Source organism: Caproiciproducens lactatisolvens (assembly GCF_052443335.1).
Lineage (GTDB): Bacteria > Bacillota > Clostridia > Oscillospirales > Acutalibacteraceae > Caproiciproducens.
Genome location: NZ_CP195750.1, coordinates 2759353 through 2772076, shown reverse-complemented (window position 1 = coordinate 2772076; position 12724 = coordinate 2759353). Strand labels below are relative to the sequence as shown.

At 53.7% G+C, this 12724-nt stretch carries 9 protein-coding genes, 1 pseudogene and 1 CRISPR repeat array (1 of these 11 cut by a window edge); of the genes and pseudogenes, 6 read left to right on the top strand and 4 right to left on the bottom strand.

Going from position 1 to position 12724, the window contains the following annotated elements; translation table 11 throughout:
- The first annotated feature begins 5 nt into the window (after window positions 1–5).
- Window positions 6–1238, top strand: coding sequence for an NAD(P)/FAD-dependent oxidoreductase (locus ACRQV7_RS13585; RefSeq protein WP_444658592.1), 1233 nt, complete (start codon window positions 6–8; stop codon window positions 1236–1238).
- The gene (locus tag ACRQV7_RS13580) at window positions 1235–1957 is read left to right on the top strand and encodes a glutamate synthase (protein WP_444658591.1); all 723 of its coding nucleotides are present in this window, start codon (window positions 1235–1237) and stop codon (window positions 1955–1957) included. Before ACRQV7_RS13585 ends, ACRQV7_RS13580 begins: the two co-directional genes overlap by 4 nt.
- Before the next feature lie 220 nt (window positions 1958–2177).
- Here ACRQV7_RS13580 and ACRQV7_RS13575 read toward each other — a convergent pair whose 3' ends face one another.
- The 4 genes from ACRQV7_RS13575 to dpsA form a co-directional block, all read right to left on the bottom strand.
- On the bottom strand, window positions 2178–3452 hold the full coding sequence (locus ACRQV7_RS13575; protein ID WP_444658589.1) for an O-acetylhomoserine aminocarboxypropyltransferase/cysteine synthase family protein: 1275 nt from the start codon (window positions 3450–3452) through the stop codon (window positions 2178–2180).
- Window positions 3453–3470: 18 nt separating this feature from the next.
- Window positions 3471–4016: a hypothetical protein gene (locus tag ACRQV7_RS13570; RefSeq protein ID WP_275713477.1), complete on the bottom strand. Its 546-nt coding sequence runs from the start codon at window positions 4014–4016 to the stop codon at window positions 3471–3473.
- An 89-nt stretch (window positions 4017–4105) separates the two neighbouring features.
- Window positions 4106–4678, bottom strand: a complete 573-nt coding sequence (locus ACRQV7_RS13565) for a dipicolinate synthase subunit B (protein ID WP_444658587.1) — start codon at window positions 4676–4678, stop codon at window positions 4106–4108.
- A 3-nt stretch (window positions 4679–4681) separates the two neighbouring features.
- Window positions 4682–5542, bottom strand: coding sequence for a dipicolinate synthase subunit DpsA (gene dpsA / locus ACRQV7_RS13560; protein WP_444658585.1), 861 nt, complete (start codon window positions 5540–5542; stop codon window positions 4682–4684).
- A gap of 296 nt (window positions 5543–5838) precedes the next feature.
- Between dpsA and murC the strand changes: the two genes are divergently transcribed.
- The 4 genes and pseudogenes from murC to tnpA all read left to right on the top strand — a co-directional run.
- Entirely contained in the window at window positions 5839–7215 is a 1377-nt protein-coding gene (gene murC / locus ACRQV7_RS13555) for a UDP-N-acetylmuramate--L-alanine ligase (RefSeq protein WP_444658584.1), read from the top strand.
- Window positions 7216–7329: 114 nt separating this feature from the next.
- The gene (locus ACRQV7_RS13550) at window positions 7330–7839 is read left to right on the top strand and encodes a glycosyl-4,4'-diaponeurosporenoate acyltransferase CrtO family protein (RefSeq protein WP_275713483.1); all 510 of its coding nucleotides are present in this window, start codon (window positions 7330–7332) and stop codon (window positions 7837–7839) included.
- 85 nt (window positions 7840–7924) lie between these two features.
- Window positions 7925–9055 carry a cadherin-like beta sandwich domain-containing protein gene (locus ACRQV7_RS13545; RefSeq protein ID WP_444658581.1) on the top strand — a complete coding sequence of 377 codons (1131 nt, stop codon included), beginning with the start codon at window positions 7925–7927 and terminating at the stop codon, window positions 9053–9055.
- A 243-nt stretch (window positions 9056–9298) separates the two neighbouring features.
- Window positions 9299–9631: pseudogene (tnpA, locus tag ACRQV7_RS13540) on the top strand (IS200/IS605 family transposase); the annotation flags it as partial.
- A 16-nt stretch (window positions 9632–9647) separates the two neighbouring features.
- Window positions 9648–12724: direct repeats of the CRISPR family, unit length 32 nt; unit sequence ATTTCAATCCACGCTCCCGTGTGGGGAGCGAC (it continues 2360 nt past the right edge of the window).

Sequence of the window (12724 nt, the reverse complement as noted above, 5' to 3'; positions counted from 1 at the left end):
ACAGAATGAATTATGTCATTATCGGAAACTCGACTGCGGCTGTCGGCTGCATCGAAGGCATCCGCTCCGTGGATCAAACCGGAAAAATCACGGTGATTTCCAAAGAACCGCATCATGTTTATTCGCGTCCGCTGATTTCCTATCTCCTTTACGGAAAAACCACCCGGCAGCGCATGAAGTACCGTCCGGACACCTTTTATGAAGACAACCGGGTGACCCCGCTTTTAGGGGTTACGGTTACCGGGGTGGATTACGAAAACAAAAAGGTCCTTTTGGACAGCGGGGACGGGGTCGCGTTTGACAAGCTGCTTTTCGCGACCGGTTCCTCCCCCTTTGTTCCGCCCATGGCGGGGCTGGGGGAAGTGGAGAATCAGTTCAGCTTTATGAAACTGGACGACGCGGCGGCCTTACAGAAGGTCATTGATCAGGAAAGCCGCGTGCTGATCGTCGGCGCGGGCCTGATCGGCCTGAAATGCGCGGAGGGAATCTGCAGCAGGGTAAAGCAGATTACCGTTGTGGACCTGGCGCCCCGCATCCTGCCGAGCATCCTCGACGAAGCGGGCTCTGAAATCGTGCAGAAGCATATTGAGGAGCAGGGGGTAACCTTTATCCTCAGCGACAGCGTCGCGCAGTTTACCAAAAATTCCGCTCTGCTGAAAAGCGGCGGAAAGCTGGAGTTCGACGTCCTGATTGTCGCGGTCGGCGTCCGCCCGGAAACGAAGCTTGCCGCGGACATCGGCTGCAAGGTCAATAAGGGAATCGTTTCCGACATCCACTGCGCCACGAATCTGGATGGTGTTTACGCGGCGGGCGACTGCAGTGAAAGCTACGACATCACCTCCGGTCAGTACCGCGTGCTTGCCCTTTTGCCGAACGCGTATATGCAGGGCGAGACCGCAGGCATCAATATGGCGGGCGGGGAAAAGGTCTACGACAAGGCCATCCCGATGAACGCGATCGGATTTTTCGGGCTGCATATCATCACCGCCGGAAGCTACGACGGAGAGACCTATGTGGTGCGGACCGAACAGACTTATAAAAAGCTGGTCTCGAAAGACAATCTGTTAAAGGGCTTCATCCTGATCGGCGACGTCGCCAGGGCGGGAATCTACACTTCGCTGATCCGCGAAAGGACCCCGCTCGACACCGTCGATTACGAACTGATTAAGGAAAAACCGCAGCTCATGGCGTTTACCGCGTCAGAAAGGGCCGTTAAGCTCGGAGGTGCCAAAGAATGAAAATCAATGCGGACAATCAACATTTCAAAGACCTGAACAACGAAATCCGTGTCTCCTCGGAAGCGGATATCACGGTGGACAACTGCCTTGGGCAGCGCTACATCGCCTCCGGCATGAGCGGGAAAAACATCACGATCAACGGAGTGCCGGGCAACGATCTGGGCTGCTATCTGAACGGCGCCACCATCCGGGTAAACGGCAACGCGCAGGACGCCACCGGCGACACCATGAACGAGGGGACCATCATCATCAACGGTTCCAGCGGAGACGCCACCGGCTACGCGATGCGCGGAGGAAAAATCCTCGTGCGGGGCAACGCGGGGTACCGCGCGGGCATCCATATGAAGGCGTATCAGACGCACCAGCCGCTGATCATGATCGGCGGCGAGACCGGCAGCTTTCTGGGCGAGTACCAGGCCGGCGGCACCATCGTCGTGCTGGGCCTGGGTTCCGAAAAAAAGGTGCCCGTGGGCAACCTTTGCGGAACGGGAATGCACGGCGGCAAAATTTACCTCCGCTGCGAGGCGCTTCCGGAGGATCTGCCGAAGCAGGTGCAGGCGGCCCCCGCCTCCCCGGAGGACATGGCGGCAATCGACGGCCATCTCGACGAATTCTGCGGTATTTTCCATATCGATAAGCGGGAAGTGCTTTCCAGAAACTTCTATGTCTTAACGCCCAATACGAAAAATCCGTATAAATCGCTCTATACATTTAACTGAAGCGCAGGCTGCCGGACCTACCGGTCGGGAAGCGCCTTCGGCCATACTCTCGAATAGTTGCATGTTGAATCGGTCTCGGAGCACTCCGAAACAAATCCCTCTTTGAGGGAGGCAGGGGTTTGGGACCGGAGAGGTCCTGACTGAGGGAGTTCCCGATTCAGCAAATTTGGTTAAATATAGAAAGGCGGAGCAGCTGCTCCGCCTTTTCGTATGTTATGATTTACAGTTTATTTAGCGACTGGTCGATATCCTCAAGGATATCCGCGATGTTTTCGATGCCGACCGACATCCGGATCATGTCGGGGCCGATGCCCGCCTCCCTGAGCTGATCGTCGTTCAGCTGGCGGTGGGTCGTGCTGGCCGGGTGAAGCACGCAGGTGCGCAGGTCCGCCACATGGATGACGATGGACGCGAGCTTTAAGCCCTCCATAAATCCGGCGGCGGCTTCGCGCCCGCCCTTTATCCCGAAGGAAATCACGCCGCAGGTGCCGTTTGGCATATACTTTTTCGCGAGTTCGTAATATTTGCTGCTTTTCAGGCCGGGATAGTTTACCCACGCGATTTTGTCATTCTGCTCCAGATGCGTCGCCACGGCGAGCGCGTTGGAACAGTGCCGTTCCATTCTGAGCGCGAGCGTTTCCAATCCCAGGTTGAGCAGGAACGCGTTGTTCGGGCTCGACTGCGCGCCAAGATCCCGCATCAGATGCGCGCGGGCTTTTACAATGTAGGCCGCTTTGCCGAACTGCTTTGTATAGACGATTCCGTGATAGGATTCGTCCGGTTCGGTCAGGCCGGGAAACTTTCCGTTTTCCCAGTTGAAATTCCCGCTGTCCACAATCGCTCCGCCGACCTGAACGGCGTGACCGTCCATGTACTTCGTGGTGGAGTGGGTGACGATGTCGGCGCCGAAAGCAAACGGGCGGCAGTTGATGGGAGTGGGGAAGGTGTTGTCTACAATGAGGGGGACACCGTGCGCGTGCGCCGTTTTCGCGAACAGCTCTAAATCGGTTACGACGAGCGAAGGATTGGTCAGCGTCTCCGCGAATACGCAGCGCGTGTTCGGCCAGAAAGCGGCGTTCAGCTCTTCCTTCGTGCAGCCGGGGGCAAGAAAGGTGAATTCCAGTCCCATTTCGCGCATGGTTTTGTAAAACAGGTTGAAGGTGCCGCCGTAAATTGCGCTGGAGCAGACCACATGGCCGCCCGCGGGGCAGATGTTGAGCACCGATATCAGGGAAGCCGCCTGACCGGAGGAGGTCAGCAGCGCGCCGACGCCGCCTTCCAGGGCGGCGATCTTTTTTTCCACCGCGTCAATGGTCGGGTTGCCCAGGCGGGTGTAGAAGAATCCGTCGGCCTTCAGGTCGAACAGCTCGCCGAGCGTTTCCGCGCTGTCGTATTTAAAGGTTGTGCTCTGCACAATGGGCAGTACGCGCGGTTCTCCGTTTCCCGGTTCGTAACCCGCGTGGATGCAGTCCGTATCAAGATGGTAATGGCTCAATGGAATTTTCCTTTCACTTTAAAATCCGCCTTTTGTGAAAAACGCTTTCAGCGCGTTGGCCAGAAAGTCGGCCGCCGCCACAACCCCCCACACAATCAGAATAAACATCATTGCCGAAACGATCCGCCAGAAAAAGCGCTTGCGGGAACTCATCGGTTCCGGCTCCTCTTTCGGTTCGGACGGTCCTTCGGGTCCGGGCCCTTCCTCCGGCGCAGGGGTGCTGCTTTCCAGCTTCGCGTCCCCCGCGTCCGCGATTCCGATCCCGTTCAGCAGCTCTTTGGCGGTATCCAGATCCCGGAAAGCCACAAAAATATTGCGGGACCCGTAAAAGGGCCTGCTGCCAAGCAATATGGAAGGCGGCGAGCCGAAGCCGCTGTCCTGTTCGACAAATACGATTCCGTTTTCCTGAAAGACGGACCGGATCATGATGATATTCGTTTCGTCCGTCGTCAGCAAAAGCACCGGGTCGTCCGGTCCGGGCTCCCGCAGCTTTTTGGAACCGCACGCGGCGCAGCGGTCGGCGTCGCTGTCGATGAGCAGTTGGCACTTAGGGCAGTACAGCATTCCTTTCACTTCCATTTCATTGCTTTATCATATCACATTTATTGACTAACTTACAAGAAATCCGCATAAATATTTATGAATATCCATCCTCACAGCAGGATGGGCTGAAGCTGCCTTCCCTCCAGCGCGGCAAGCGCCGCGGGCTGAATCAGGCTGAAGTCCGCGACCACGGAGGTCGGCTTTTTGCCAGGGTCATCCTGTTTCATAGGAACGAAATAGATATTTTTGGTATTCAGTAATTTTGCGATATTCTGCGCCGACGCGGCGAGCGCGTCGTTTGTGGCAGGGGCCAGAAGCACCGGCCTGCCGATGCGCAGGTTGGACTTCACCGCCATGGTCACGGTGGTGTCGGTGATTCCGTTCGCGATTTTGGCCAGCGTATTGCCGGTGCAGGGAGCGACGATCATCAGGTCGACCATCTTTTTCGGCCCGATGGGTTCCGCCTCCACCATGCTTTTGATGATTTTTTTACCGCAGAGGTCTTCGATTTCCCAGATAAAATCGTCCGCTTTTCCAAAGCGGGTGTCCGTCGTCGCGGCGTTCTGCGACATGATCGGCAGAATGTCGTACCCCGCTTCAACAAGGACGCGGATTTGCTCGATCGCCTTGTCGAAGGTGCAGAAGGAACCGCAGAGGGCGTAACCGAAAGTAAGGCTTTTCATCTTTCACTCCTCCATCATATTATAAATGGTATTTTTGATGATTTCACCGGCGGTTTTCGGAGCGACCTTTCCGGGCAGGGAAAGAGCGTGGATCGCCTTGATGCCGAATTTCTGCGCGGCTTCGTAATCCACGCCGCCGGGCGGGGACGAAAGGTCGATGATCAGCGGTTTGGAGCGCATCTTCGAAAGCATGCGCCGGTTGAATATCAAAGCGGGCGCCGTGTTGAAAATAACGTCGTACTGATCTTTGTCGCAGATTTTGTCCGTCAGGGCGGAGGAATACCCGAAGGATTCGATCCAGGCGATATCGGAATATCTGCGGGCGCTCACCGTCACCGAAGCTCCCAGCCCGCGCAGCATCATCGCCAAAATTTTTCCGATTCTTCCGTAGCCGACAACAAGGCATTTGCTCTGGCTGACGGTACCGGGGTATTCGCGCATCGCGATCTCGATCGCGCCTTCCGCGGCGGGAACGGAGTTGTGCACGGCGAATTCCTCGCGGGTATAATAATCATAGGCGTCGATGGAATCCCACACGTCGCTGGTCTGGTAAAGCTTTCCCATCATTCCTCCGTAAACCTGTTTATTTCTCATCAGTTCGGCAAAGCTGTCGTTCAGCTCGATGCTGTTTTCGCTGAAAACCATATTCAGATGACTGCCGTCCGCCGTAACCGGCAGCGGAAGGATCATATTTTCACACCGGATCATAATTTCTTCAAGATCCGCCTTTTTTACGTCCTTGGAAAATTCGATGTTGTCAAATCCATAGACATAGACGGTGTAGCCGTCCGACGCAATGGATTCGGCCAGCGCAATCTGGCGTTTGTCACCGCCCAGTACGCCGAAACTGTTTATATCGACCATTGTACAAACCTCCACAAACTTCTTTCTCCATATTATGGAGATGGAACGCTCGGTGTGATTGCGCGGTATTTTCGTTTTGATTTTATTTTTTATTGCAAATATCCGAAAAACTGTTTATTATAAACAGGTATGGCAATATAATAGAGAGGATCAATATTTTGCAGCGGTTTCCTTTGCGCCGGGTCACGGGACCGAACGGCTTTTTCCTCACGGAAGGTGAGGAGCGATTTAACCAAAAACGCTGCAGTTGAATTGAAAACGCTGTCACATTATCTCATTTAAGGAGCTCAACAAGCATGGATTATCAAGATACTTTATCCAAGGTTAAGAAAATACATTTTGTGGGAATCGGCGGTTCCGGCATGTGCCCGATCGCTGAAATCCTGTACCACCGCGGCTATGAACTGACCGGGTCGGACACCAACGAGTCCGATACGCTCGCCAGGATCCGTTCCTACGGAATTCCCGTCTCAATGGGTCACAGGCCGGAAAACATAGGCGACGCCGAAATGCTCGTGTACACGGCGGCCGTCAAGGCCGACAACCCGGAGCTTGTCGCCGCCCGCGAAAAGGGAATCCCGGTTGTGGAGCGCTCCGTCATGCTCGGCATGGTGACGCGCCGCTACCCGCACCCGGTGGCGGTTTCCGGTACGCACGGCAAGACGACCACGACCGCGATGATTACCCAGATTCTGCTTCACGCGGGAAAAGACCCCTCGGCTGTCATCGGCGGAAAGCTCCCGCTGATCGGCGGGAACGGGCGCGTGGGCAAATCCGGCACCATCGTCTGCGAGGCGTGCGAATATGTGGACACCTTTTTGCAGCTGAACCCCGAAACGTCGATCATCCTCAACATAGACGCCGACCATCTGGATTACTTCGGAACGGTGGAGAATATTATAAAATCCTTCCATCAGTTTGCGCTCCAGACGTCAAAGACGCTCATTGTCAACGGCGACGACGCCAATACCATGAAGGCGGTGGAGGGCATAAAAAATGCATCCGTCGTTACGTTCGGCCTGAACCCGTCCAATGAGTATTACGCCGATCATATCGCGGACACAAAAGGGGCGAGGGAATGCTTCTCGGTGATGAAAAACGGGGAAAAGCTCGCGGATGTAACGCTGAGTATCCCCGGAAAGCACAATATCTATAACGCGCTGGCTTCGTTTGCCGCGGCGGACAGCATGGGCGTGAAGGCAGGCACCATCGCGGAAAGCCTGCACCAGTTTACCGGCGTCCACAGGCGCTTTGAAATCCTCGGCACGTTCGGCGGGATTACGGTTGCCGACGACTTTGCGCACCACCCCACGGAGCTGACGGCGACCCTTTCCGCCGCCATGAAAATGAATTTCCGGCGCGTGTGGGCGGTTTTCCAGCCTCACACCTATTCCAGAACCTACCTGCTTCTGGACGAATTCGCAAAGGCGCTTTCCATCCCGGACAGGGTTGTCCTTTCCGAAATCCTCGCGGTGCGCGAGGAGAACACCTACCATATTTACGCAAAGGATCTGGCCGACAAAATCCCGGGCAGCATATGGTTTAAAACCTTTGAGGAAATCACGGAGTATGTGACCGCCAACGCGGAAGACGGCGATCTAATCCTTACCCTGGGCGGCGGCGACATTTACAAATGCGCGAACATGATTGTAAAAAAATACAGGGAACGCTGATCGGCTTTCATCTTGCACATGCCTGTAAATTGTATTATAATATGTGTACGTTAATATTATCACATGCATATTATGATTGGCCGGACTTTCATTTTTACAGGGAAGGGATTACAAATGCTGAAAAATCTATCATTTCTCAACATGTTTCTATGGAATCTTTTTATTATCGGCGTCTGGCATTTGACGGTCTTTCTGGCCGGTGTCAAGCTTCCCCATTCCATTTCCCAGAAGGAGCGTTACGCGCCGAAGGAATGGGAACACGGCGGGCGTTGGTACAGGGATAAATTGAAGATTCAGCTTTGGAAGGACAGAGTGCCGCAGCATATCGGCAAAGACGGCTTTTCCAAAGAGCATCTTACGGATATTTCCATTGATTATGTCGACGAGTTTATTTTTGAAACCTGCAGGGGCGAGTGGGTGCATCTGAAAAACTGTATCTGTATTGTCGTTACAATGCTGATTAACCCCTTTTTGGTGGGAATCGTGTTTTCTTTTTTGATTATGCTTGGAAACCTGCCCTTTGCCATCATCCAGCGGTATAACCGTTTCCGGCTGCAGGTCCTGCGTAAAAAACTCTTACGCGATCTGCGCGCGAACGGAATGGGGCAGACCGTTACCGCTTGACAAGCCAAATGTTTTTTAAAAATCAGCTTTGCCGGAAAACCGGCTCAGCTGGTTTTTATCTATCTGCCGTTGGGGGGAGCCGTCTGTGAAAAAACAGGATATTCGCGCCTTTTTGCTTTTGCTGCTGCTTCCGGTGATTTTACGGATTCCTGCGCACGCCGCTACCGTACCCTATTTTACATACAGCGTAGACAAGCCCTCCGCCGCGCGCGGGGAGCTGGTCAAGCTGCAGATCAACGCGGGACAGGTTCCCGACACCGCGGCCGGGTTCCGGATGCGGATTGGGTATCACGCCGAAGCGCTCAGCTTTGTCCGTACCGAGACGTCCTCGCAGATCAAAAGCGGGACGATGGTCACAAACAGCGTGTCGAACCCGATCTGCAGCGTTTACGTATGCAACGTGGATCAGGGCGCCGCGCCGCAGCTTTCCGGGAATATCATTTCCTTTGTGTTTCAGGTCAGGGACGGCGCTTCTTCGGGCGATACGGCGATCAACGCGCATATCGACGAAGTGTGCAACTATGCGGCGAAGCAGCTGGATGTGGATATTGAGGAGAATCTGACCGTTTCCATCGAGCCGCCGGAGGAAGAGCCTTCCGACGAGGCGGCGCTTTCCCGCTTGGACCCGTATAACGGCGAGCTGGTGCCGGAATTTTCCCCCGACATCTATCAATACCGGATGTCCGTCGGTTACACGGTGGAGTCGGTGGAATTTTACGCCCGCGCGGAAGAAGGCGGGACGGTCAAAATCAACCGGAAATCCCTTTTCAAGCCCGGTACGGATACGCCCATTGTCGCGACGGTCACTTCCGCCGATAAAACAAATCAGGTACAGTATGTCGTCCTTGTCAGCAGGGCTGAAAAACCCGCGGGGTCTGCCGGACTCAGCTCGGATCCGCCTCGTTCCGGTGAAGAGGCATCCGGGCCGGAGAAAACGGATGCCGGGAAGGCCCAACTGCCTGAAAAGGAAACAGAAGAAATGGCAGCGCAAGGGGAAGATGATTTTTCAGCGGCTGCGGAAGCGGAGAATCCGGCTCAGCCGCAGGCGGTACGGACGGCTGCCCAGCCATATGCAAATACCGGCTACGGCGGCAGGAATATTTATATTATCGGGAATCAGATGCCCGTCTATGTGAATGGAATGCTTACAGCCGCTTTGTGCATACTGCTTGGAATCGCGCTCAGCCTTTATCTGAAAATCAAGCCCAGGGAATAGCGCTCATAAAAAGAAAACGGCCGGACGGCCGTCGGTATACGATAATATTTTACCGTGAGAAAGGCCGTTTTAACGGCCTTTTTTCTATCTGCTTTAGCAGGTTTTCCAAACGTCTATCCGTTTGGAAAACGAAAATCCGCGCGCTATGCGCGTGAGATTAAAAGCTTAAGCAAAGAGCATCACCATTCTGATATAATGACGAGTGTTCAAGCCGTCAAAAAAGCAGAAGAAAGGTGATGCTCCATGGCAAACAGTTTAGCACACACGAAATGGGTGTGCAAGTATCATATTGTTTTTGCGCCGAAATACCGCAGAAAAATCATTTATAATCAACTCAGGGCAGATATCCAAAAAGATATCAGAGATTTGTGTAAATGGAAAGGTGTAGAAATCATAGAAGGTCATATGATGCCGGACCACGTTCATCTTCTCCTTTCCATCCCACCCAAATACAATATCTCAAGTTTCATGGGATATCTCAAAGGAAAGACGGCAACCATGATTTTCGAGAAACATGGAAATCTGAAATACAAGTTTGGCAATAAGCACTTTTGGTCAACAGGATATTATGTTAGTAACAAGCTGATTGAGGATTTCAATCCACGCTCCCGTGTGGGGAGCGACCGAAAAGCTCGAGCGGCTCAAGTCCGGAGAGGTTTATTTCAATCCACGCTCCCGTGTGGGGAGCGACGCGAGGATCACAAGACCGATAGGGGAGGTAAGGATTTCAATCCACGCTCCCGTGTGGGGAGCGACACTATTCTCTATTGTATGTGGTTATTCAATAGTATTTCAATCCACGCTCCCGTGTGGGGAGCGACATTTTTATATGTAAAGTTAACCTTACATTAGCCATTTCAATCCACGCTCCCGTGTGGGGAGCGACACCAAGCAAAATTGAATGAGCAAGCATACCAAAACGCCGCGTACTGCGAACATTTCAATCCACGCTCCCGTGTGGGGAGCGACCATCATCGCATCGACGGTATGGAGCAGGAAATCATTTCAATCCACGCTCCCGTGTGGGGAGCGACTTACAGTCACGTTCCGGGCGTCAGGCTCAGTAACATTTCAATCCACGCTCCCGTGTGGGGAGCGACAAATTCAATCGGTTCCTGCGCCTTAGCTATATCATTTCAATCCACGCTCCCGTGTGGGGAGCGACGGGATGGATTACATGCAAACCAGACTTTTTCGTCATTTCAATCCACGCTCCCGTGTGGGGAGCGACATCTCCTCATGGGTGCCATAGACTCCATCAAAGAATTTCAATCCACGCTCCCGTGTGGGGAGCGACCATAGACAAGCATGTTTGCGACGAACGCCTGCCATTTCAATCCACGCTCCCGTGTGGGGAGCGACCCTGTCAACACAGGCATACTGGGGGGCTTAGTATATTTCAATCCACGCTCCCGTGTGGGGAGCGACCCATAGACAAGCATGTTTGCGACGAACGCCTGCCATTTCAATCCACGCTCCCGTGTGGGGAGCGACGCCGGCGGATTCCGATCTGCTTCAGCGCAGGATAATTTCAATCCACGCTCCCGTGTGGGGAGCGACTTATGACAATCGCGGTCCAGCAAAGCCAGAACATATTTCAATCCACGCTCCCGTGTGGGGAGCGACTCTTTGACGCCACCGACCTTTTTCGGCAGCACTATTTCAATCCACGCTCCCGTGTGGGGAGCGACTAATGAGCGGGTTTAGTTGCATTGCGGATTTGCCATTTCAATCCACGCTCCCGTGTGGGGAGCGACGCTTGGTTTTCGCGTCCGATTGGATGTACCTAATATTTCAATCCACGCTCCCGTGTGGGGAGCGACCATTTGGCCTGTCATAAACGGGTTAGGTTCTTCCAATTTCAATCCACGCTCCCGTGTGGGGAGCGACCCGGGTGGATTGCCGGGCGGGACAAGCGCATAGCATTTCAATCCACGCTCCCGTGTGGGGAGCGACTTTCCTCCAAATAAACGTCAACCGGGACATGGTAATTTCAATCCACGCTCCCGTGTGGGGAGCGACTTCGGACTTGTCGCATCAATCCCAAACCAGTCATATTTCAATCCACGCTCCCGTGTGGGGAGCGACGTGCCCAGTATAGACAATCCATGCTCCGAGTACCATTTCAATCCACGCTCCCGTGTGGGGAGCGACTGGGATTTTATCCTCTTTGCTTCGCTGTTCTATCATTTCAATCCACGCTCCCGTGTGGGGAGCGACAATACGGGAGCTTTGAGGGCTTGGGCAACATCATATTTCAATCCACGCTCCCGTGTGGGGAGCGACAAACCAATTGAAATCACTTGACACCGATCTTATAATTTCAATCCACGCTCCCGTGTGGGGAGCGACGTTTGCCGTGGTCATGTCGGCATCGGAAAGAGAATTTCAATCCACGCTCCCGTGTGGGGAGCGACGTACACCATGCTGCATCATACCCCAGGTTGGACATTTCAATCCACGCTCCCGTGTGGGGAGCGACCTCATGCTGATAGCGCAGCGGAGTTTGAAATAGGTATTTCAATCCACGCTCCCGTGTGGGGAGCGACCTCATGCTGATAGCGCAGCGGAGTTTGAAATAGGTATTTCAATCCACGCTCCCGTGTGGGGAGCGACGCGGTACTCTGCTGTCTTTTAAAGCACTCATAATATTTCAATCCACGCTCCCGTGTGGGGAGCGACTCAACAAGCGAGGCAGACTTTACGGCATGGGTTCATTTCAATCCACGCTCCCGTGTGGGGAGCGACAGGATGCATGAAAGAGAGGTGCGGCGGATTTGCCATTTCAATCCACGCTCCCGTGTGGGGAGCGACTAATCATCCAGCACGATCCCAACAGCCGAAAGAATTTCAATCCACGCTCCCGTGTGGGGAGCGACGGCGAAAGAACGCAATGTAAGCCGTGGACTCGATATTTCAATCCACGCTCCCGTGTGGGGAGCGACTCCTCCGGCTCTGGAAGGGACGGACAACATTTCATTTCAATCCACGCTCCCGTGTGGGGAGCGACATTGGGTACGCAGACATAGCAGCAGGGGAAAACATTTCAATCCACGCTCCCGTGTGGGGAGCGACGGGAGGTTTCAATCTTTTGCTTTCCGGTCAATTTATTTCAATCCACGCTCCCGTGTGGGGAGCGACTTTAATTGATAGTTTGCGCACAAATCCCGAAATATTTCAATCCACGCTCCCGTGTGGGGAGCGACTAATCCTCTGGTCAAGGCGCATCCCCCATTTTTCATTTCAATCCACGCTCCCGTGTGGGGAGCGACTTATATTCGATATGTTAACTTGCCTTGTTCAATAATTTCAATCCACGCTCCCGTGTGGGGAGCGACCTCAGAAAAGCATGGAGATAGGCTTGTTTAGGGTATTTCAATCCACGCTCCCGTGTGGGGAGCGACTGAACCTAACGGAGTTCCTACTTTGGAAAAAGTATTTCAATCCACGCTCCCGTGTGGGGAGCGACAATACAAGTGCTGCGTTTGTGGCAAATCGATCAAATTTCAATCCACGCTCCCGTGTGGGGAGCGACTCATAGTGCTTTACGGCGCGATACATTGTTTTCATTTCAATCCACGCTCCCGTGTGGGGAGCGACGGTAAGACTGTTGGAGGTAGTGGAATGACAGACATTTCAATCCACGCTCCCGTGTGGGGAGCGACAAAG

Coding starts and splice junctions, on each gene's coding strand:
- dpsA (WP_444658585.1), bottom strand. CDS start 5,542: ATGGTCGATATAAACAGTTTCGGCGTACTGGGCGGTGACAAACGCCAG.
- ACRQV7_RS13585 (WP_444658592.1), top strand. CDS start 6: ATGAATTATGTCATTATCGGAAACTCGACTGCGGCTGTCGGCTGCATC.
- ACRQV7_RS13580 (WP_444658591.1), top strand. CDS start 1,235: ATGAAAATCAATGCGGACAATCAACATTTCAAAGACCTGAACAACGAA.
- ACRQV7_RS13565 (WP_444658587.1), bottom strand. CDS start 4,678: ATGAAAAGCCTTACTTTCGGTTACGCCCTCTGCGGTTCCTTCTGCACC.
- ACRQV7_RS13550 (WP_275713483.1), top strand. CDS start 7,330: ATGCTGAAAAATCTATCATTTCTCAACATGTTTCTATGGAATCTTTTT.
- ACRQV7_RS13570 (WP_275713477.1), bottom strand. CDS start 4,016: ATGCTGTACTGCCCTAAGTGCCAACTGCTCATCGACAGCGACGCCGAC.
- murC (WP_444658584.1), top strand. CDS start 5,839: ATGGATTATCAAGATACTTTATCCAAGGTTAAGAAAATACATTTTGTG.